The sequence below is a fragment of the Pantoea sp. X-Soil-TKNS-1211 genome (assembly GCF_059730495.1).
Genome location: NZ_AP035953.1, coordinates 3,519,655 through 3,542,794 on the forward strand (window position 1 = coordinate 3,519,655; position 23,140 = coordinate 3,542,794).

The window sequence follows — 23,140 nt, forward strand, 5'->3', positions numbered from 1 at the left end:
ATCAGGATTCCGCATGACGCAACCGCCGCCACTGACGTTTCGTGGCGCGGCTCAAACTATCGAGCCAGAGATAAACAACCGGCGTGGTAAACAGGGTAAGCAGTTGGCTGAGCGCCAGGCCACCGGCAATCGCCAGACCAAGTGGGCTACGCAGATCAGCGTCACCGCCACTGCCCAGCGCCAGTGGCAATGCACCAAAGAATGCGGCCAGGGTGGTCATCATGATCGGACGGAAGCGCATCAGGCAGGCCTGAGTGATCGCCTGCTGTGGGGTCAACCCAAGGCGTCGCTCTGCGTCGATGGCAAAGTCGATCATCATAATCGCGTTCTTTTTCACGATACCGATCAACAGGATGATGCCGATCAGTGCAATCACCGTCAGTTGCGTATTGGTCAGCAGCAGCAGCAACAGCGCACCGACACCCGCCGAAGGCAGCGTGGACAGGATGGTGATGGGGTGAATATAGCTTTCATACAACACACCCAACACGATATACACCGCCGCCAGCGCCGCCAGAATCAGCCACGGCATGGTGGCGGTGAGTTGGGCGAAGGCTGCCGCCGTCCCGGCAAAACCCGCCTGAATATTGGAAGGCAGTCCCAGCTTTGCCATGGCCTGCTTAATCAGCGCCTGCGCCTGTTCCAGCGAGACGCCGTCATTGAGGTTAAACGCGATGGTGCTGGTAGCTGACTGGCCCTGATGCGCCACCGACAGCGGCGCGTTGCCGCCCTTAAAGGTGGCGAATGCCGAGAGCGGCACACGATCGCCGCTGTCGTTCACTACAAACAACTGTTTCAGGATATCCGGGTCACGGGTGTAGCTGTCCTGCAACGACATCACCACATGGTATTGGTTGAGCGTGTGATACAGCGTGGCGATCTGCCGCTGGCTAAAGGAGTTATTCAGCATGGTGTCGATCATCTGCACGTTAACACCCAGCATCTTCGCCCGATCGCGATCGATATTGATCACCACTTCCTGACCACCGGTTTGCGAGTCGGAGTCTACGCTGTTCAACTGAGGGATCGCCGCCAGCGCCGCCTGCACTTTTGGCGTCCAGGTCCGCAGCACGTCCAGATCGTCGGCCTGTAAGCTGTATTGATAAGTGGCATTAGCGCTGCGACCACCGATATGCAGATCCTGCGCCGCCATCAGGAACATCTGCCCACCGGCGATATGGCTGGTCTTGAGACTCAAACGGTTAGCCACTTCAGTCGCGGTGGCGCTACGCTGGTCAAAATCCTTCAGACGCACAAAGAAGTTGGCGCTGTTACGCGAGCCAAACATGCCGCTGCCCATCGACGACATCACGCTTTCCACCGCCGGGTCGGACTGGATGATTTTGGTGAACTCCAGCATCTTCGGTTTCATCGCCTGGAAGGAGATGTTTTGGTCGGCGCGCAGCGCACCCATTAGCAGGCCGGTATCCTGGTTAGGGAAGAAGCCTTTCTGTACCACTGAGTAAAGGAACAGATTGAGCAACACGGTCAGCACCAGGCTGAACATGGTGATTTTCTGATGCGCCATCACCCACGCCAGACCGCGCGAGTAAGCCGTCAGCAGTCCATTCAGTTGGTTTTCAATGAACTGATACACCGGGTGCGGGCGTTTGGTGACTTTCGGTTTGGCCTTCAACAGACGCGCGCACAACATCGGCGTCAGGCTGAGCGAGACAAACATCGAGATCAGCAGCGAGATGGTCAACGTCACCGCAAATTCACGGAACAGACGCCCGACAATGCTGCCCATCAACAGAATTGGAATAAACACCGCAATCAACGACATGGTCATCGATAGCACGGTAAAACTCACTTCCTGTGCGCCACGTAACGCGGCACGCAGCGGGCTGAGTCCCTCTTCGATATGGCGGGTGATATTTTCCAGCACCACTATCGCATCATCGACCACAAAGCCGGTGGAGATGATCAGCGCCATCAGCGACAGGTTATCGAGGCTGTAGCCAAGCAGATACATCACCGCACAGGTGCCAATTAGCGACACCGGCAGTGCCAGCGCCGGGATCACCACCGCCTGCACGTTACGCAGGAAGATAAACACCACCGCAATCACCAGCATCACGGCAATCAGCAACGTCTCTTCGGTGTCGTACAAAGATTCGCGCACCGTTGGCGAGCGATCCACCACCACCTTCAACTGAGTATCGGCGGGCAGATCTTTTTCCAGCTCCGGCAATTGGGCCTTGATGGCGTCGATGGTATCCAGCATGTTGGCACCAGCCTGACGCTTAATTCCCACCATCACCGACGGTGTGGCGTTAAGGAAACCGGCCTGGTACTTATCTTCTATCGAGTCATACACGGTGGCGACATCATGTAGCCGTACCGCTTTGCCGTTGATATAGGTAACGATCAGATCGCGATATTGCGCCGCCTTATCCAGCTGGCCGTTGCTGTCCACCACCCAGGATTGCTTGTCACCTTGCAGGATGCCTTTCGGTAGGTTGGTGGTGCTGTCAGCAATCGCGCTACGTACCGTATCCAGCGAAATGCCATACTGCGTCAGCTTTTGCGGTTGCAGGTCGATACGCACCGCAGGCAGCGCACTGCCCATCAGCGACACTTCACCGACGCCCTGCACCTGGCTTACCGCCTGTTCGATTTTGCTCTCAGCCAGATCGTAGAGTTCGCCCGGTGTGCGGGTGGCCGACACCAACGCCAGCATCACAATCGGCGCATCCGACGGGTTGGCTTTGCGATAGGTCGGCAGCGATTCCATTGAGCTGGGCAGCAAACTGCGCGCCGCGTTGATGGCGGCCTGCACGTCACGTGCCGCGCCGTTGATATCGCGGTCCAGTTCAAACTGCAAAATAATGGTACTGGAACCCTGCGAGCTGCTGGAGGTCATCTCGGTGATACCAGCGATCTGGCCGAGCGAGCGCTCCAGCGGCGTGGCTACCGTGGCGGCCATGGTTTCCGGGCTGGCCCCGGCCAGACTGGCGCTGACCATAATGGTCGGGAAATCCACCTGCGGCAGCGGTGCTACCGGCAACAGCCGGTAGCCCAACAGACCGAGCAGCATGATCGATAACGTCAGCAGCAAGGTGGTGACCGGGCGGAAGATAAACAGCCGCGTCAAATTCATTGCTCGCCTCGCGCCTGCTGTTGTTTGCGTTGCACGAAACGCTTACCACGCTGCGCCCAGCCATCAAACCACAGGTAGATGACCGGGGTGGAGAACAGCGTCAGCACCTGGCTGACGATCAATCCACCGACAATCACCAGGCCGAGCGGCTGACGCAGTTCCGCGCCAGAACCGGAAGCCAGCATGAGCGGCAGCGCGCCGAGCAGCGCCGCCATCGTGGTCATCATAATCGGGCGGAAACGCAACAAACACGCCTGATGGATGGCATCGCGTGGACTCATCCCCTGTTTGTTTTCCGCCTCCAGCGCGAAGTCGATCATCATAATCGCGTTCTTCTTCACGATACCGATCAACAGGATCACCCCGATCAATGCAATCAGGCTGAACTCGCTGCCCGCTAACAGCAACGTCAACAACGCCCCGACCGCTGCCGACGGCAGCGTGGAGAGAATGGTCACCGGATGGATAAAGCTTTCGTACAGAATGCCCAGCACCACATACATGGTGATCAGCGCCGCCAGAATCAGCCACAGCGTGTTGCCGGTGGCGCTCTGGAAGGCCGAGGTCTCACCCTGATAACGCAGGGTGATGCTCGAAGGCAGGCTAAGCTGTTGCGTCACTTCGGCAATCGCCTTCTGCGCATCCTCCAGCGAATAGTCGCTATTGAGGTTAAACGACACCATCACCGCCGGGAACTGGTTGAGACGCATATGCATCAGTGAACCGGTGCGTTGATGAATGGTGGCGATCGAGGTCAGTTTCACCATCCCGGTGGTGGTGGTACTCGAATCAGAACTGCTTGAGGTCGAGCTGCTGGTGGTGCTGGACGACGATGTCGACGTGCTGGTGCTGCTGTCAGCACTGCTGCTGGTGGTCGAGGGCAGATAAACATCATCGAACGAAGCCGGTGACTGCTGGAATTGCGGAGCCACTTCCAGCACCACGCGATACTGGTTCGCCTGGGTAAAGATGGTGGAGACCAGACGCTGACCAAAACTGTTATACAGCGCAGTATCGACATCGGCGGCGGTAATGCCATAGCGCGCCGCTTTATCACGGTTCAGCTCCACGTACGCCACGCGACCCTGATCCTGCAAGTTGCTCACCACGCCATTAAACTCCGGGCGTTTCTGTAACGCGGCAACCAGTTGCGGCGTCCATTTCACCAGGTTTTCGCTGTCGGCATCGTCAAGAGTGAACTGATACTGATTCGGTGTGACCTGATCGTTGACAGTCAGATCCTGCGCCGGTTGCAGATAAAGCTGAATCCCCGCCACCTGGCTTGCTGCCTGTTGCAGCTGCTTGATCACCACGTCGGCTTTATCATCACGTTCGCCAAACGGTTTAAGGTTGATCTGGATGCTGCCGCTGTTGAGGCTGGTATTGGTGCCATCGATGCCAATGGTGGAGGAGAGGCTCTCCACCGAAGGATTTTGCAGAATCACCTGCGCCAGCGCCTGCTGACGTTTCGACATCTCATTAAACGACACATCCTGCGAGGCGATGGTGACACCCTGAATCAGGCCGGTATCCTGGGTCGGGAAAAAGCCTTTTGGGATAGCGATGTACAGCAACGCGGTGAGCGCGAAGGTCGCCAGCGCCACCAGCAACGTCAGCTTCTGATGGTTCAGGACGATGGTCAACATGCGGTCGTAGCCACGAATCAGCTTGTCAAAGAACTCGCCGCCTTTGCGCGAAAAACGCGACTGTTTTTCCAGCGGGATATGCTGCAACAAATAAGCGCACAGCATCGGGGTGAGCGTCAGCGACACCACCATCGACACCAGGATCGATACCGCAAGGGTGATGGCAAATTCGCGGAACAGACGCCCGACCACATCGCCCATAAACAGCAGCGGGATCAGCACCGCAATCAGCGAGAAGGTCAGCGAGATAATGGTGAAGCCAATCTGCTGCGATCCTTTCAGCGCCGCCTGCATCGGCGTTTCGCCCTCCTCCAGCCGTCGTGAGATGTTTTCCACCACCACGATGGCATCGTCGATAACGAAACCGGTGGCGATGGTCAGCGCCATCAACGACAGATTGTTCAGGCTAAAATCGGCCAGATACATCACGCCGAAAGTACCAATCAGCGACAGCGGCACCGCCACGCTGGGGATCAGTGTCGCCGCGATGTTACGCAGGAACAGGAAAGTGACCATCACCACCAGCGCCACTGACAGCATCAACTCAAACTGCACGTCGCTGATCGAGGCACGAATGGTTTGTGTGCGATCAGACAGGATGGTCATCTTCACGCCATCCGGCAGCGCCGCCTGCAAGGTCGGCAGTTTGGCTTTGATGGCATCCACCACCTGAATCACATTGGCACCCGGCTGGCGCTGCACGCTGATCACAATCGCCGGGCTGTTGTTGGCCCAGGCCGACTGGAAGCTGTTTTCCGGCCCCTGTTCGATATGGGCGATATCTTTCAGACGCAGCGCGGCACCGTTTTGGTAAGTGATAATCAGGTTGCCGTACTCTTCCGCGGTGCGCAGTTGGTCGTTGGCATCGATGGTGACGGAATGATATTTGCCATCGAAACCGCCTTTCGAACCGTTAACGTTGCCGTTACTGATCAGGGTGTTGACGTCTTCCAGCGTCAGGTTGTGTACCGCCAGCGCTTTCGGGTCCATCTGCACGCGGATGGCCGGTTGATGGCCGCCCGCCAGCGTCACCATACCGACGCCGGAGATCTGCGACAGCTTAAGCGCCACGCGGGTATTCACCAGATCCTGCACCTGAGTGAGCGGCAGCGTGTCGGAACTGGCCGCCAGGGTGATCACCGCGCTGTCCGCCGGGTTGACCTTTTTATAGGTCGGCGGGTTGGGCAAATCACTCGGTAGCAGGTTGTTGGCGGCGTTAATTGCCGCCTGCACTTCCTGCTCGGCAACGTCCAGCGACAGATCGAGGCTGAACTTCAGGGTAATGATCGACGAGCCACCAGAGCTGGTGGAAGTCATCTGGCTCAGGCCCGCCATCTGTCCCAGCTGGCGTTCCAGCGGCGAGGTGACGGATGACGCCATCACATCCGGGCTGGCACCCGGATACAGCGTGGTGACCTGGATGGTCGGATAGTCCACCTGCGGCAACGCCGAGGTCGAGAGAAACTTATAAGCGAAGATGCCAGAGATCAGCACGCCAACCATCAACAGGATGGTAGCGACCGGCCGCTGGATAAACAGGCGTGACGGGTTCATTTGGCCTCGGTGGTCGCAGTCGGTTTGCTCTCATCGGCCAGCGTCACTTTACTGCCGTCGGTCAGGCGATCAATGCCTTCCGTCACCAGACGGTCGCCCGGTGCAACCCCTTTCAGGATCGCCTGCTGGTCTTCACCGAAGGTCGGTCCGGTGGTGACCGCTTTACGCGTCACGGTATCGTCTTTGTTGATAACAAAGACAAAGCTGCCGTCGCTGCTCAACTGCAACGCCTGCGCCGGGATCACCGTGGCATTTTTCAGCGTGTCGGTTTGCAGACGCAGGTTAACGAACTGGTTAGCAAACAGCGACTCGTCTTCGTTCGGGAAGCTGGCTTTCAGTTCGATGGTGCCGGTGCTGGTGTCGATCTGGTTACCGATGTAGCGCACCACACCCTGTGCCAGCACCGTGGTGTTGTCCTGATCAAACGCCGTCGCCGGCAGGCTCTGGTCGTTGTGCAGTGCTTTGGTGAGCTGCGGGATATTGCTCTGCGGCACGCTGAAGGTGACCGCCGCCGGTTGCATCTGCGTCACCACCACAATGCCGGTGGTGTCGGTGGTCTGGATCATATTACCCGGATCGACCAGGCGTAAGCCGACGCGACCGCTGACCGGCGAGGTAATGCGCGAATATTCGATATCCAGTTTGGCGCTGGCGATCTGTGCTTCATCAGCGGCAACCGCACCACGATACTGGCCGACCGTCGCGGTCTGCGTATCGAGATCCTGACGTGCCAGGGAGTCCTGGGCGTAAAGTTTCTGGTAGCGGGTCAACGTCAGTTGTGCGCTTTTCAGCAACGCCTGGTTCTGCGCCAGATCACCCTGATACTGCGCCAGCGTCGCCTGGTAGCTGCGCGGATCGATCTGCGCCAACAGTTGGCCGGCTGCCACTTTTTGTCCTTCGGTGAAGTAGACTTTTTCCAACTGACCAGCCACCCGGCTGGTGACAGTCACGCTGGCGTTAGGGATCACCGTACCCAATGCATTGAGGTAGACCGGCACATCCGCCGTGCTGGCCACACCGCTGTGTACCAGAGTCGCACCGCCCATCATCATCGCCATACCCGGCGGACCACCGGCCGGACGATGAGCGCCACGTCCAGCATGTGTTCCACCCGGCGGCATCCCGCCTGGTGGCATACCGCCACGACCACCGACTACGCGCCAGATCACGCCAGCAACAATTAACAGCACAACTAACAGAAGCAGCCATTTCAGCCAGCGAGAGAAAGTGGAGCGAGGTGCGTTGGTCTTCATTGAGTTATTGGGTCTCAGATAAATGGAAAATCCCCTGAAAAGCAGGGGATTATTTCAAAAGTAAATCATTACTGTGCGTATTATCGGCTGAAAGGCGCGTTTTATTCCATGCTCAAACCGTAAGGGTTTCGTTAAGATCCTCAGGATTTCCAGCCGCCGCCGAGCGCCTTGTACAGCGTGATTTTCTGGCTCAACTGGCCCAGATGCGCGCTGATTAACGACTGTTGCGCACTGTAAAGCGAACGTTGGGCGACTAACACATTGAGATAATTATCAACGCCCTGCTTATAACGCAATTCAGAATAGTCGTAGTCGCGCTGGTTCGCACCTACCTCTTTTTGCAGGGCCGTCATTTGATCCTGCCAGGTATCCTGTCCCGCCAGCGCATCATTCACCTCTTTGAACGCAGTCTGGATCGCTTTCTCATAGTTGGCGATCTCAATGCGCTTCTCAATATGCGCGATGTTCAGATTGGCTTCGTTTTTGCCACCATCAAAAATCGGCAGATTGATCGACGGCACAAACGACCAGGCTCCGGTGCCGCCACCCAGCAAACTGCCCAGCGAGCTGCTGGTTGAACCGCCTGATGCGGTCAGCGTGATACTCGGGAAGAAGGCAGCACGCGCCGCACCAATATTGGCGTTAGCCGCTTTCAAGGTGTGCTCAGCTGCCATCACGTCCGGTCGACGCGTCAGCAAATCAGACGGCAACCCGGCAGGCGTGGCCGGGAACTGCCAGTTTGCGTCCAGCGTGGCATGTGACAACAGCGACACCGGTAAATCGGTGCCGACCAGCAGCCGCAGAGCATCGACATCCTGACGCACCTGACGTGTATAGCTGGCAACGTCGGCTTCGGCGGCACGCACCGTGCTTTCCGCTTCCGCCAGATCCTGATCGCTGCTGACGCCGCCGTCATAGCTCATCTTGGTCAGACGATACGAGTCCTGCTGGCTCTGCGCGGTATTCTGCGCCAGATGCAACAGATCGTTATCCGAACACAAGGTCAGCCATGCGGTCGCGACTTCGGAGATCAGCGAGATGCGGGTGGCGCGTTCAGTGGCGGCGGTGGAGAGGTAAGTTTCCTGGGCCTCATCACGCAGGCTGCGCAGACGCCCAAAGAAATCCAGCTCCCACGAGGTGACGCCGAGACCGGCGTTCAGCTCATGGTAAGTCACCGGACCGGTGGTTTTAGTGTTGTACAGATTTCCTGGCTCATGCGCCGAGGTCTGGCTGGCGGTGGCGTCAATCGACGGCATCAACGCCGCACGCTGCACCGTCACATCGTTACGCGCTTCTTCCACATTTAGCGCCGCCACGCGCAGGTCACGGTTGTTGTCGAGCGAGAGCTGAATCAGGTTGCGCATCGTCGCGTCAGCAAAGAAGTTCTGCCACGGCAGATCCGCCACGTTGCCCGCTGGAGTGGCCTGATCATAACGGGCATCCACCGGCATCGATGGTCGCTGGTAATGCGGCTCCATGGTACAACCGGTTAAGCCAAGCGCAGCGGCCAGCGGCAGCAGCGCCCAATTGAAGGTTTTAGTTATCATGCTGCACCCCCTCTACGGATGCTTTTTTCTTACGCGCGAAGAACTGCGATACCACCACGTAGAACATCGGTACAAAGAAAATGGCGAGGAAGGTCGCGGTGATCATCCCGCCCGCTACCGCCGTACCGATGGAGTGCTGACTGCCCGCGCCAGCACCGTTAGAGATGGTGAGCGGCAATACGCCGAGGATAAAGGCCATCGAGGTCATGATGATGGGGCGGATACGCAGGCGTGCTGCTTCCACCGCCGCCTCGACCAGGCTCTTACCTTCCCGCTCGTGCAGTTCCTTAGCAAATTCCACAATCAAAATGGCGTTCTTCGCCGCCAGCCCGACGGTGGTTAACAGCCCAACCTGGAAGAACACATCGTTCTGCAAACCGCGTAACAACACGGCACAGATGGTTCCCAATACGCCAAGCGGCACCACCAGAATCACCGAGAACGGAATCGACCAGCTTTCATACAGCGCGGCGAGACACAGGAATACCACCAGAATCGAGATGGCATACAACTGTGCCGTCTGGTTGCCGGAAGCCTGTTCCTCGTAAGAGATGCCGTACCACTGCACACGGAAGCCGCTCGGCAACTGTTTTGCCAGCTCTTCTACGGCTTTCATCGCTTCACCGGTACTCTTACCCGGTGCCGGGGAGCCAAGAATCTCTTCCGCCGTCAGGCCATTGAAACGTTCGAAGTGGGGCGAACCATAGACCCATTTACCCGAGGCAAATGCGGAGAACGGCACCATGGTGCCGCTGGCGTTACGGAAGTACCATTTATTGAGGTCAGACGGCGTAACACGCGAATCCGCTTTCCCCATCAGATAGACCTCTTTCACGCGGCCGTTATACATAAACTGGTCGATATAGCTCGAACCCCAGGCCACCGACAGGGTGTTATTAATGTCGGTCATGCTCAGGCCCAATGCGCTGGCTTTCTCGTCATTGATCTCCAGTTGATACTGCGGTTCATCTTCCAGGCCGTTCATACGCACCTGAGCCAGACGCGGATCTTTGTTTGCCAGATCAATCAGTTGATGGGTGGCATCCATCATCTGCTGGTGGCTATGCGCGCCGGTATCCTGCAAGTAGAGGTCAAAACCGGTGGCGTTCCCCAGTTCCATCACCGCAGGCGGTACCATGGCGAAGATTTTGGCGTTTTTGTAGTTGGCAAAGTGAGCCATGACCCGGTTCGCCAAATCCTGCACGCTTTGACCACTGTGGGTACGATCACCCCAGTCTTTCAAACGCACAAACGCCATGGCGTTACTTTGCCCACGACCGGCGAAGTTAAAGCCCGCCACGCCAAAGGTGGTGGTGACGACCGAGGCTTCATTCTTTTGCAGGTAATCATTCAGATCGTTGATCACCTGCTGAGTACGTTGCGATGACGAGTTAACTGGCAGGGTCATCTGCACCATCATCAGGCCCTGGTCTTCGTTCGGCAGGAAGGTGGTCGGCACACGGGTAAACAGGAAGCCGGTTACACCTACGATCACCAGATACACCACCATAAACAGCCCACGACGCGAGATGACTTTATTCACCCCACGGGTGTAGTGCATCGCGCCACTGTCGAACTTACGGTTAAACCAACCAGCAAACCCGGTGGTTTTGTGTTCCGCCGAACTGGCTTTCAGGAAGGTGGCACAGAGCGCCGGGGTAAAGATCAGCGCCATAATCACCGACAGCGCCATCGCCGAAACGATGGTGATCGAGAACTGGCGATAAATCACGCCGGTCGAGCCGGAGAAGAACGCCATCGGCAGCAATACCGCCGACAGCACCAGCGCGATGCCGAACAACGCCCCTTGGATCTGTTGCATCGATTTGATGGTGGCGGTTTTCGGGTCGAGCTTTTCTTCGTGCATCACACGCTCGACGTTCTCCACCACCACGATGGCATCATCCACCAATAGCCCTATCGCCAGCACCATCCCGAACATCGTCAGGGTGTTGATGCTGTAACCAAAAGCAGCAAGGATACCGAACGTCCCCAGCAGTACTACCGGCACCACCAGGGTGGTGATCAGCGTGGCACGCAGATTTTGCAGGAACACCAGCATGACGAAGAACACCAGGATCACCGCTTCGATCAGGGTTTTCACCACTTCTTCGATGGAGGCGCTGACCACCGGCGAGGTGTCGTAGGGATAGGTGACTTCCACGTTATCCGGCAGCGAGTTTTTCAGATCGGCAATGGTCTGACGTACCGCTTTGGCAGTGTTCAGCTCGTTGGCACCCGTCGCCAGGCGCAGCGCGATACCGGCGGCAGGCTTGCCATTCAGGGTGGCGTCAATGCCGTAGCTCTGTGGACCAAGGGCAACTGACGCCACATCCTTCAGACGTACTTGCGAGCCGTCGCTGTTCACTTTCAGCAGCACGTTTTCAAACTGTTTCACCGTGGTGAAACGGGTTTTGCCCAGCACGGTCGCCTGGGTTTTGGCACCCTGAATCGTTGGCAGCCCGCCCAACGAACCGGAAGAAACCTGCACGTTCTGGTTATCGATAGCCGTACTGACATCGCTTGGCATCAGGTTGTACTTATACAACTTGGCCGGATCGAGCCAGATACGCATGGCGTATTCTGAACCCAGCACCATAAAATCGCCGACACCGGGAGTACGTGAAATCGGGTCTTCCAGCTTCGACACCAGCATATCCGCAAGGTCGCCGTTGGTCAGCTTACCGTCTTTCGAGATCAACCCCACCACCATCATGAAGTTTTTCTGGTACTTACGGATACGGATGCCCTGCTGCGTAACGTCAGTTGGTAGCTGAGATTCGGCCAGTGACACACGGTCCTGCACCTGTACCTGGGCGATATCCGGGTTAATGCCCTGATTAAAGGTGGCAATGATCTGCGCACTACCGTCTGAGGCACTGCTCGACTCCAGATAGCGCAAACCGTCCAGACCGTTGAGCTGCTGCTCAATCACCTGCACCACGGTGTTCTGCGTGGTTTCGGCACTGGCACCGGGATAGGTCACGGAGATGGAAACCGCCGGAGGCGAGATATTCGGATACTGGTTAACCGGCAGATTGAGCGTTGCAATCGCCCCTACCAGCATCACAATGATCGCGATAACCCATGCAAATATCGGGCGTTCAATAAAAAACTTAGACATGACGCCCCCTTATTGTGCCGCAGCATCAGTCATGGAGAGGCTGACGGCATTGGCAGATGGCGTGTCATTAGTATTGGCTGCGGTGGTGGTTACCTTGACGCCGCTACGTACGCTTTGCAGGTTATTCACCACCACGTTTTCCCCCTCTTGCAGGCCGCCGCTTACCAGCCACTCGCCGTGGATCATTTCGCCGGTGCTGATGCTGCGCTGCTCAATGGTGTTATCGCTTTTCACCACGTAGACATAGGGCTGCCCTTTGGTGTCATGCATGATGGCTTCCTGCGGCACCAGAATGCCCTGTTGCTGAATGCCCTGCGGGAAGCTGGCATGGACGTACATGCCCGGCAGCAATTCGTTATTGGGGTTGGGGAACACGGCGCGCAGCACCACGGTGCCGGTGGCGGTGTCGACGTTGACTTCCGAGAAGGCCAGCTTGCCTTGTTCGCTATATTTGCTGCCATCTTCCAGCGACAGGCCCACCGCTGCGGTGTTGTCACCCACCCTGGCAATTTTGCCTTCCTCCAGGGCCCGACGCAGACGCAGCAGATCGGTGGCCGATTCATTCACATCGACATAGATCGGGTTGAGCTGAGTAATGGTGGCAAGGTAGTCAGTCTGTCCGCTGGTGACCAGCGCACCGGCAGTGTAGAGCGAACGGCTGATATGCCCGGAGATGGGCGCTTTCACCAGGGTGTAATCGAGGTTGACCTTGGCGGTTTCCACGTCGGCTTTGGCTTCACGTTCAGCAGCCACTGCATCATCGTAAGTCTGCTGACTGATAGCTTGGGCAGCCGCCAGCGGCTGATAGCGTTTCGCCACCATCGCATCGTTCTGCCAGGTCGCCATCGCTTTGTCATAAGCCGCTTTATAGGTCGCCGGATCAATCTGATACAACGGCTGCCCCTCTTTGACCTCCCCACCTTCGGTGAAGAGGATTTTTTGGATCACACCACTTACTTGCGGGCGCACCTGAGCGGTACGCACCGCATTGGTACGGCCAGGTAATTGCGTTACCAGCGTTACGGGTTCAGTTTTCAGAGTAACAACGCCGACTTGCGGTGTCGCAGACGCGGCGGGTGTCGCTCCACCCTGATCACAGGCTGCCAGTAAAAACACCACGCTGGCAGAAAGAAGTTTCAGGCGCATAGTTTTTCTCAACAAGATTGGGGAAAGTAATGAGAATGATTACTCTCAAGGAAAGTCATTGTAGGCAGGAGGCAATGGCGCAGCTGTTAAGGTTGCGTAAAACATATTTTCGAAACGAAAATGGTAAACCTTTCGTGCGATAAATCGCTGTGTTTTTTAGCTTTTCGCGGGTTTTCAGGTATTCGATTACGTTATCGCGCGATAAATCGCGCCGCTACGGATCTGCGATTTTTAGCGCCACTGCTAAACTTTGCACCCCAATATGTAGCGGCGCGATGTATCGCGCCTGTCAGCCTTTTGGCTCTATCCCACGACGGCGTAACTCGCGCCGTGCCAAATCCTTTAACCAACAGGACAAGGTCACGTTGTCGTCATCAGTCAGTTCGCGTAACTGATCATGCAATTCAGGATGAATACGCAGTTGAAAAGCCGCTGAGCGGCCCTCGCCTTTCGGCGTTCTGTCTTTGATTTTTGGCATAGGGTTGTCGACTCAACAAAGGCAATAAATACGCCCCTTACCTGCGCTACCAACACAGTAAGGGGCTGGCGGACCTTGATGGAATGCGACATCGCGGTGCGTTAGCTAATACGTTACACGACGAGATATTTTTTTGTTGGCGGTGGAACGTTAAGAGATAGATAAGAGGTGTGAACGATTGAGCAGGACGATAATAAGCGGCCTGCCGCTGCATCACGGGTAAAAAAAAACCCACGCATCTGCGTGGGTCGGTGCAACTGAACAGGGTGAGCAGCATCGGCTGCCATTCTTCACACCAATCAATACCTCTGGGACTTTCATCCTCGCATCATCGGTGTGACGACGACAGGCAAAAAACGCAACCGAATTCGGGGAAATGCAACCAGGTGTGAAAACTCCGCCACCGTAGTTACATCCTGATTTTGTTAAGATTTATCCGACGGAGGTTTGCTGTAAATAGCATCTGGTGCAATGTTCATATGCTTCAGCACCGGCCCCATAATGTTGCCGAATACCGGCGCGGCCACCGAACCACCGAAGTGATCTCCGGCAGTCGGATGGTTGATCATCACCACCAGCGCTACTTCCGGATGGCTGGCCGGTGCGATACCTGCGGTGTAGTTGACGTAGCCGCCATCGTACTTACCGCTGGTGCCCATCTTCTCTGCCGTACCGGTTTTGGTCGCCAGCCGATAGCCCGGCACCGCCGCTTTCACACCGGTCCCCCCTGGCAACACGTCGCTCTCCAGCATATGCACCACGGTTTGGGTAATCTGCGGATCGGCGACCTGTGTACCCAGCACTGGCGGTGTTACCTTGGTTATCGACAGCGGTCGGTAAATACCATAGGAACCCAGGGTGGCGTATTCGCGCGCAATTTGCAGCGGTGTCACGCGCAGGCCGTAGCCAAACGCAAAGGTGGCGCGTTCAATATCAGCCCAACGTTCACGATGCAGCGGGAAGTAACCGACGCTTTCACCGGTCAGACCCAGGCCGGTAGGCTTACCCAGACCAAATGCCTGATACGTGTTGACCAGCGCTTCCGCTGGCATCGCCAGTGCGATATGGGAAACACCGATATCACTCGATTTCTGCAAAATCCCGGTCATGGTCAGGCGTGGCCAGTGCCCCACGTCGCGGATCAGATGGCCGTTAACCGAATATGGCGAGGTATCAATCACCGAGTCAGGGCGAACCAGATGACGCTCCAGACCTTCCAGCACTACCAGCGGTTTCACCGTCGAACCTGGTTCGTAGCTGTCGTTAATCGCTGAGTTACGCATCTGCGCCGGGGTGGCATCATCGTAGTTGTTGGGGTTGAACGAAGGATAGGATGCCATCGCCAGAATTTCCCCGGTATCGATTTTCACCAGCACCGCCGCACCCGAATCGGCTTTGTTGAGCAATACACCATCGCGCAGTTTGCTGTAGAGCGTGTACTGGTCAAATTTGTCGATACTGAGTTGCACCGTCGGCGGTTGCTGCGGTGGCTGGTAATCAAGCATCGCGATGATGTCGCCATTTTTGTCCTGGCGATAGACCTCTTTACCCTCTTCACCCTGCAACAGACGATCAAAGCCTTTTTCCAGGCCATTCAGTCCGTTGTTATCCGCCCCGACGATACCAATCAACGGTGCAGCAGCTTCACTCATTGGATAGAAACGGCTGTCGTCATACACCGAGCTGATGCCTTTGAGCTTCAGCGCGGCGATATCTTTGGCAATACTCAGCTCAATTTTGCGCCCGAGATACAGGAAGCGCTTTTTCGGGTTCGCGACAATCTGCTGCGCCAGCTGATCCGGACGCATATTCAGCGCATTCGCCATATAGGCCCATTTGGCACTGGTAAAGTCCGGATTGCTCTCCAGCACCCGCATCGGGTCAGCAATAATGTCACGCGACGGTACGCTGAGCGCCAGCGCTTCGCCATCGCGATCCAGCAAGGTGCCGCGGTTGGTGGGCAGCGTCACGGTACGCAGCGAGCGTTGATCCGCTTCATGTTCCAGCATCGGATGGTTAATCAGCTGCAAATCACCGACGCGTGCCAGCAACAGGCCCAGACAGGAAAGCACACCTAAACAGATCAGGCGAAAGCGGAATGGATTAAATGGAGCCTGGATCTGGTCTTTTCCCAGAAATTTTTTTATTCGGGGCATAGCATTACCGCTGCAATCAAAAAGTAAGACGGGTTATCGCAGCAGTTATAAAGAAACGCGAGGCGGGATAACAGGAAAACTGTGTTTCAGTTCGTTAGCGAAACGTGCGGGCAAAAAAAACCTGCGCATCTGCGCAGGTCGGTGTAATCAAGAAAACTTTTTGATGTTCACCCATCAATACCTCTGGGACCCTGACTGTAGCAAGGCGCAGAGACGGGATGCCATCTCTCAAACGCAACAGTTACCCGCAAAATGTAACCAGCGATGAGATTCTTACTGGATTGTGCAAACCTCATGTTTTTTGATTTCCACCAGGCAACTCATGGCGTTCGGTCCCTGGGTTAACGACGAGGTGCCGATATCCAACGTCAACACATTCGGGTTACCGGCGCGATCCCACGGCTGCCAGGCACGGCCAAAGCCAGGGTCAAACCAGGCCCCGGTCGAGATGATCACTACGCCTGGTGTCAGGCCATCGGTCAAACGCACGCCCGCCAGCATGCGGCCACGCGCGTTGCTGACTTCAATCTGGTCGCCGTCGCTAATTTCACGCGCTGCCGCATCCTGCGGATGCATGTACAGGGTTTCACGTCCGGCGGTTTTGTTGGCCTGCACCGTGGCAGTGGCGTCAAGCTGGCTGTGCAGACGATCGGACGGTTGAATCGAGATCATATGCAGCGGGAACTGCTCGCTCAGTTCTGCCCCCAGCCACTCCTGCGGCTCGCGCCATTCCGGGTGACCGGCAAAATCCTCCAGCTGATAATCCGCAATGGTCTGGCAAAACAGTTCAATCTTCCCACTGGCGGTCTGGATCGGATTCGCCACCGGATTGGCACGAAACGCATCCATAAACACGTAAGGCGTGCCCCCTTGCGGAATTTCGACAAAACCACGCTGCCAGAACTCGCCAAATTCCGGGAAGTGAATCCCTTTGCGCGCATGCGCTACCGCGCACTGCTGATAGAGATGTTCAATCCATTGCATCTCATTGCGTCCTTCGGTAAACACATCGCGGTAACCGAGACGATCTGCCAAATCGGCAAAGATATCAAAATCATGGCGCGCCTGATGCTGCGGTTTAATCGCCTGATGCATCGCCAGCACAAAGCGATCGCGCGAGGACCCACCGATATCGTTGCGCTCCAGCGTGGTAGTGGCGGGCAGCACGATATCCGCCATCTGCGCGGCGGGGGTCCAGACGATATCCTGCACCACCACGGTATCCGGGCGCTGCCAGCCTTCGACCAGGCGATTCAGTTGCTGATGATGATGGAACGGGTTGCCGCCAGCCCAATGCACCAGATGGATATCCGGGTAGTGCAGGGTCTCACCCTGGAAGCGATAAGGCTGGCCGGGATTGAGTAACATATCGCTGATGCGCGCCACCGGAATCGACAGATCCGACGGATTCGGCCCGGTACTCATCAGCGGAGCCGGGCCTTCCTGACGCGGGTTGCCGACGCTGTTCATCGAACCATGACCAAAGGAGAAACCTCCGCCGGGTAAACCCGGTTGGCCCAGCATCGACGACAGCGCAATCATCATCCAGTACGGTTGTTCACCGCGATGGGCGCGCTGCACCGAATAAGAACAGGTAATAAAGCTGCGCTTGCCGATCAGTTGTTGCGCCAACAGCGCAATGCGCGCAGCCGGAATACCGGTGATCTGGCTGGCCCACTCCGGCGTTTTGGCGATGCCATCGTTCTCGCCCAGCAGGTAGGCGCGCAACTGCGGCCAGCCGGTGCAGTGGCTGGCAAGAAACGCCTCATCTACCGCCTGCTTCCGGGTAATTTCAAAACCCAGGGCCAGCATCAGCGCCACATCGGTATTGGGACGAATTGGGATCCATTCGGCATTGACGAACGCTGGACAGTCATCACGCATCGGGCTGATGTTGATGATTGGCGTGCCTTTGGCGGTCAGCTGTTCCAGTGCCGGTTTCAGGCTGTGCTGTCCGGCTCCACCGGAAGCCACCTGGGCATTCTTCAGCGCCAGGCCACCAAAGGCGATAAAGATCTCCGCGTGCTGTACCACATCCGGCCAATCGGTGACGCGGCCCGTCAGCGGCATATAGGTGCCAATCACATAAGGTAAAAAGAACTGCGCCGCGCCCCAGCTGTAGTTGCCTTGTTGGTCGACCCCGCCGCCACCCTGAAAATAGAAGCGACGGATCAGCGTGCGCGCATGGTTCACTCGCCCGGCGGAGGACCAACCATAGGAACCGTTAAAGATCCCTGACGCACCATAGCGGTCGCGCACCCGGCGATTTTCTTCCGCCACCAGATCCAGCGCGGTGTCCCAATCCACCGCCACAAAATCTTCGCGACCACGCAACGTGCGATCGCTGTTCTCACGGGATTTCAGCCACGAACGACGCACCATCGGCTGGCGAATACGTTTGTCCGAATACACCAACTCAGGGATGGTATTCAGCATCGGTGAAGGATCGGCATCGGCAAAGAACGGTTCGCAACCGGTGAGACGGCCATTCTCCGTCACTGCGGTAAAAGCGCCCCAATGCGCCAGATGTGGCACGCGTGTTTTCATCAGTAGAGTCCGGCAAGCAGGTGTCATTCGTTGCGCCAGCATAACATGGGGGCTACGCCGGGCTAAAGTCTGGTGCGAGCGTCTGATTTTCCGCGCTTTTGCGACAGCGCTGGCATTCTGCCGGGTTGCGACGCTGGGGGATTTCCGTAACACTGGGGGGATGTGTAAACGTTTTCCCGGAAGCAGGCTAACGCATGGCTACCATTAAGGATGTTGCCAGAATGGCTGGGGTCTCGGTCGCAACCGTGTCCCGCGTGATTAATCATTCCCCCAAGGCCAGCGAGAGTTCACGCCTCGCCGTCACCATGGCAATGGAGCAGTTGCAGTATCACCCAAACGCCAACGCACGCGCGCTGGCGCAGCAATCCACCGAAACGCTCGGCCTGGTAGTCGGCGATGTATCCGACCCGTTCTTCGGTGCGATGGTCAAAGCCGTCGATGAAGTGGCGGGTCAGACCGGCAACTTTTTGCTGATTGGTAACGGTTACCATAATGAGCAAAAGGAGCGTCAGGCAATTGAGCAACTGATGCGCCATCGCTGTGCGGCGCTGGTGGTGCACGCCAAGAAAATCCCCGACGACGATCTGGAGCAACTGATGAAGCAGGTGCCGGGCATGGTGCTGCTGAATCGGTTGCTGAAAGGGTTTGAGTCGCGCTGCATTGCGCTGGATGACCGCTACGGTGCCTGGCTGGCAACGCGTCATCTGATTCAGCAGGGCCACACGCAGATCGCCTTTATCTGTTCCACTCACACCATTTCCGACGCCGAAGACCGCTTGCAGGGTTATTACGATGCGCTGAAGGAACACGGCCTGCCGAGTAATGATCGGCTGGTTTCCTGGGGAGAACCGGATGAAGTGGGCGGCGAACAGGCGATGACCGAATTACTCGGTCGCGGCAAGCAGTTTACCGCAGTGGCCTGTTATAACGATTCCATGGCCGCTGGCGCGCTGGCGGTACTGAGCGATAACGGTATCCGCGTACCGGAAGAGATGTCGCTGATTGGTTTCGACGATGTGCTGGTGTCGCGCTACGTGCGCCCGCGCCTGACCACCGTACGTTACCCGATTGTGACCATGGCGCAGCAGGCCGCTCAACTGGCGTTAGCACTGGCGAACGACTTGCCGATGCCGGAAGTGACCAATATGTTCAGCCCGACGCTGGTGCGGCGCCATTCGGTCAGCGGACCAGGTTAAATTTCTTCGTGAGCCGTAAGGGCGATGAAAATCGCCCTGGGCATTCATCACAAAATTGGAAAACGACTGTTAAATATCCCTCATCTTCTTAACGTTTCTGCCGATACCTGTGCCGGACTTTTCTGGCCTTGCCAGCAAGGATCGATAGAAATTTAAGGAGGAAATATGAGCATTTCCAGACGTTTACTTCTGGCTTTGGGTTTTATCACCGCGGTTATCATCGCGCAGGGGACGCTGGCTATCAGCTTTATCAGCGGATTTCAGGATCGCTTCGAAAATGTGCAAAGTCGCGCCATTCCCTCAATTAAACTGCTGAGTGACCTCACCGACCGCAGCCAGCAACTCTGGCTCAGTTTGTATCAATATCAAAACAGCCCAACAGATACGCTTGAATCACAGCTGTCACAACAGATCGCCGGGATTCGCGACCACCAGCAGGCTTACCAAAACAACCATATCGCCGATGATAAAGACGCCCAACTGGCGCAGCAGGCGACGGACACCCTTAAGCTGATGAGTCAGCGCCTGCCCGTCTTTCTGGACGCGGTGAAAGCCAATCAACCAAACGTGCTGGCAAACGCTAACGGTATCGGCGGCGCGCTCCAGACGCTAATTGCCGGTTACCGCCAGCAAATGACGCTAAACATGGCGATTGGCGATCAATTACGTACCACCAACCGCACTATTTTCCACTATGTCAGCTGGGCGACGGTAGCCGGTATCACCGTGGCGGTGCTGATGATTGTGGTGTTTGCCTTGCTGACCATTAAGCAAATCCGCCGCAGCCTGAATAATATTTCCGCCATCATGGCGCAGGCCACCGAACATCTTGATCTGACGGTGGCGGCGGATGAGAGCCGCAACGATGAAGTGAGTAAAATGGCTGGCTACTTCAATAAGCTGATGCGTCATATTTCGCAGGCACTCACGGCGGTGAACAACGCCGCCAGTTCGGTGAGCAGTGCCTCAACGCAGATTGCAGCCGGTAATGAAGATCTCTCCGCCCGCACCGAACAACAAGCGGCATCCCTGGAGCAAACCGCGTCCAGCATGACCGAGCTGAGCGAGACAGTACGTCAAACCGCCGACCACACCCGTGATGCCACCCAACTGGCGGATAACGCCAGCACGCTGTCGCGTCAAAGCACCGAGTCGCTGGACACCATGCTCGGCACCATGAATGACATTCATTTGAGTGCCCTGAAAGTAAAAGACATTACCGGGCTGATTGAGGGCATTGCCTTTCAAACCAATATCCTGGCACTGAACGCCGCCGTGGAAGCCGCACGCGCCGGGGAGCACGGCAAAGGGTTCGCCGTGGTGGCCGGAGAAGTACGCAATCTCTCCCATCGCTCCACCACCGCCGCTCGGGAAATTAAAACCCTGATTGAAGCCTCAACCAACCTGATTGAATCGGGTGCCCAGCAGGCCGCGCAGGTAGGCGACAGTATTCAGTCGGTCAATGAAGTGATAGCCAAGGTCAACAGCCTGGTCAGTGAAATCTCTACCGCAGCGGCAGAGCAGAGTCAGGGAATTAGCCAGGTACATCGGGCGATTGATCAGATGGATGATGTCACGCAACAGAACGCCGCGTTGGTGGAACAGGCTTCGGCGGCGTCACAGTCATTGCAGGAGCAGGCGGAGCATGTTTCACGCCTGGTGGGCGCGTTCCGGTTGCACCGGGCGTAGCCCCGTAGCGGCGCGATTTATCGCGCGGATTTTTCCCGCATCGCGCACGGAATTGCGCGATAAATCGCGCCGCTACGACGACAGTTCTTGCTGATAGACCCGCACCCGTGTATTTGGAAACTCCAGTGCTTCCTCGGTAAACTGCCAGCCAAAACGTTCGTAATAACCGGCGAAGGTTGACCACAACCACAGCCGGTTATATCCCCGCTGCCGTGCATAGTTGATCACATGTTGTTGTAGTGCTTCGCTAATCCCGCGACCACGTGCATCTTCATCGATATACAACGCCGCCAGCCACGGATAAAGATCCTGACGGCTGATCAAATCACAGCGCCAGAACCCCGCCGTACCGACCGCACAGCCATTTTCCAACGCGACAAATGTCACCGGAAAATCAGCACCGTTCAGGCTACTTTGCACAATGCTGGCATAGAACTCACGCGGAATCCCCTCGCCAAACGCACGCCACAGCCAGTCGGTAATTTGTGCGGCAAAATGCGGCACTTCATTCAGTGGCAGAATCTGCATTACATCAATTTCCCCTGAAAAATTGGCACTGATTCAAACAGATAGCCGTCAAAATCCGGCGCATCTGCATCGGACAGTTCCAGCAGGGTATTTTTCACATTTTCCAGGTGTTGCCACATCGCCTGCCAGGAACCCATCACATCCCGACGGCGTAACGCGGCCAGGATAGTTTGATGATCGCCCAGCCATTTCAGACGATAAGCGCGGGTTTCGAACTGCGGACGCAGCTGCTGCCACAGCGGGCTGGCTTCGTGATGCCGCCAGACGCTGGTGACGGTGTCCAGCAGCATCTGGTTTTGTGTCGCACCCGCCAGCAGCAAATGAAATAACTTATCGTTATCCTGGCTGCTATCATTCAGCGCAATGGCTCGTTGCTCCTGCTCAAGGGTGCGGCGCAGGTTTTCAATATCGGCTTTGGTGGCCATTTTGGCTGCAAAGGCCGCAATGTTGCTCTCCAGCAACTGGCGCGCCTGCAACATCTCAAACGGGCCAACATCGCTGCGGAAAAACGCCTCTTCCGCGTCATCACTGTCCGAAGGAATGCGCATCACATATACGCCAGAGCTTTGACGAATATCCACCGTCCCTTCCAGCTCCAGCATCAATAAGGCTTCACGTACGATGGTGCGGCTGACGCCCCAGGTTTCTGCCAGTTGACGCTCCGGCGGTAAACGTGAGCCAACCGGATAGTGCCCATCAATGATTTGCTGACGCAGATGCTGACCAATTTCCTGATACTGCTTTTTCTCTTGTGGCGCTTCGGCTTTTTCCACGCTTTCACCTTTTTGCATCATGGCGCACAAGGTAGCAGCCGCCTCCCTGGCAGGCTGATACCTGTCTGCAATTGGCCGCTAGTGTAGCAAAGCCAGCGCCTGATCGAGTACCTTTGCGCCATTCAACGTGCCATAGGCCACGGTGTCGATCACCGCAATCGGCAGTTGATAGCTGTCGGTGAGCTTTTTGTTCTCCTCCAACTTAAAACGTACCTGCGGGCCAAGCAGCACCACCGCGACATCGTTGCCATAGTTTTGTAACTCTTCCCGCAGGTTTTGCTCTGGGATGGCGTAGATTTGATACGCCAGACCCCGTGCCGCCGCCTCTTTTTCCATGCGGGTCACCACCATCGAGGTAGACATACCCGCAGCGCAGGCCAGTACGATTCGTTTCATTTTC

General features: G+C 56.6%; 14 protein-coding genes. 2 read left to right on the forward strand and 12 right to left on the reverse strand.

Going from position 1 to position 23,140, the window contains the following annotated elements; translation table 11 throughout:
- Position 1 precedes the first annotated feature (1 nt).
- From AC6I8W_RS16640 to AC6I8W_RS16680, 9 genes are all read right to left on the reverse strand, one after another.
- Positions 2-3,103 (reverse strand): efflux RND transporter permease subunit, encoded by a 3,102-nt coding sequence (locus AC6I8W_RS16640; RefSeq protein WP_497835889.1) that lies wholly within the window; start codon positions 3,101-3,103, stop codon positions 2-4.
- Positions 3,100-6,303: an efflux RND transporter permease subunit gene (locus AC6I8W_RS16645; protein WP_497835890.1), complete on the reverse strand. Its 3,204-nt coding sequence runs from the start codon at positions 6,301-6,303 to the stop codon at positions 3,100-3,102. Before AC6I8W_RS16645 ends, AC6I8W_RS16640 begins: the two co-directional genes overlap by 4 nt.
- Complete coding sequence (locus AC6I8W_RS16650) at positions 6,300-7,556, reverse strand: MdtA/MuxA family multidrug efflux RND transporter periplasmic adaptor subunit (RefSeq protein ID WP_497835891.1); 1,257 nt, start codon at positions 7,554-7,556, stop codon at positions 6,300-6,302. Before AC6I8W_RS16650 ends, AC6I8W_RS16645 begins: the two co-directional genes overlap by 4 nt.
- 140 nt (positions 7,557-7,696) lie before the next feature.
- Positions 7,697-9,103 carry an efflux transporter outer membrane subunit gene (locus AC6I8W_RS16655; protein ID WP_497835892.1) on the reverse strand — a complete coding sequence of 469 codons (1,407 nt, stop codon included), beginning with the start codon at positions 9,101-9,103 and terminating at the stop codon, positions 7,697-7,699.
- Positions 9,093-12,227: an efflux RND transporter permease subunit gene (locus tag AC6I8W_RS16660; RefSeq protein ID WP_497835893.1), complete on the reverse strand. Its 3,135-nt coding sequence runs from the start codon at positions 12,225-12,227 to the stop codon at positions 9,093-9,095. Before AC6I8W_RS16660 ends, AC6I8W_RS16655 begins: the two co-directional genes overlap by 11 nt.
- Before the next feature lie 9 nt (positions 12,228-12,236).
- Positions 12,237-13,373, reverse strand: a complete 1,137-nt coding sequence (locus AC6I8W_RS16665; RefSeq protein WP_497835894.1) for an efflux RND transporter periplasmic adaptor subunit — start codon at positions 13,371-13,373, stop codon at positions 12,237-12,239.
- A 289-nt stretch (positions 13,374-13,662) separates the two neighbouring features.
- Complete coding sequence (locus AC6I8W_RS16670; protein ID WP_480365483.1) at positions 13,663-13,851, reverse strand: toxin-antitoxin system HicB family antitoxin; 189 nt, start codon at positions 13,849-13,851, stop codon at positions 13,663-13,665.
- A 425-nt stretch (positions 13,852-14,276) separates the two neighbouring features.
- Positions 14,277-16,007: a penicillin-binding transpeptidase domain-containing protein gene (locus AC6I8W_RS16675; protein ID WP_497835895.1), complete on the reverse strand. Its 1,731-nt coding sequence runs from the start codon at positions 16,005-16,007 to the stop codon at positions 14,277-14,279.
- Between the two features lie 273 nt (positions 16,008-16,280).
- The gene (locus AC6I8W_RS16680) at positions 16,281-18,554 is read right to left on the reverse strand and encodes a molybdopterin-dependent oxidoreductase (protein ID WP_497835896.1); all 2,274 of its coding nucleotides are present in this window, start codon (positions 18,552-18,554) and stop codon (positions 16,281-16,283) included.
- A 194-nt stretch (positions 18,555-18,748) separates the two neighbouring features.
- On the opposite strand from AC6I8W_RS16680, the gene galR reads away from it, so the two are divergent.
- Positions 18,749-19,750, forward strand: coding sequence for an HTH-type transcriptional regulator GalR (gene galR / locus AC6I8W_RS16685; RefSeq protein ID WP_497835897.1), 1,002 nt, complete (start codon positions 18,749-18,751; stop codon positions 19,748-19,750).
- A 165-nt stretch (positions 19,751-19,915) separates the two neighbouring features.
- A complete protein-coding gene (locus tag AC6I8W_RS16690) occupies positions 19,916-21,439 on the forward strand; it encodes a methyl-accepting chemotaxis protein (protein WP_497835898.1) in 1,524 nt (507 codons plus the stop codon).
- A 72-nt stretch (positions 21,440-21,511) separates the two neighbouring features.
- On the opposite strand, the gene AC6I8W_RS16695 is transcribed toward AC6I8W_RS16690, so the two are convergent.
- The 3 genes from AC6I8W_RS16695 to AC6I8W_RS16705 form a co-directional block, all read right to left on the reverse strand.
- Positions 21,512-21,967, reverse strand: coding sequence for a GNAT family N-acetyltransferase (locus tag AC6I8W_RS16695; RefSeq protein ID WP_497835899.1), 456 nt, complete (start codon positions 21,965-21,967; stop codon positions 21,512-21,514).
- On the reverse strand, positions 21,967-22,740 hold the full coding sequence (locus AC6I8W_RS16700) for an FCD domain-containing protein (protein WP_208725551.1): 774 nt from the start codon (positions 22,738-22,740) through the stop codon (positions 21,967-21,969). The genes AC6I8W_RS16695 and AC6I8W_RS16700 overlap by 1 nt, the downstream gene beginning before the upstream one ends.
- Positions 22,741-22,818: 78 nt before the next feature.
- A complete protein-coding gene (locus AC6I8W_RS16705) occupies positions 22,819-23,136 on the reverse strand; it encodes a PTS sugar transporter subunit IIB (protein WP_497835900.1) in 318 nt (105 codons plus the stop codon).
- Positions 23,137-23,140: the final 4 nt, after the last annotated feature.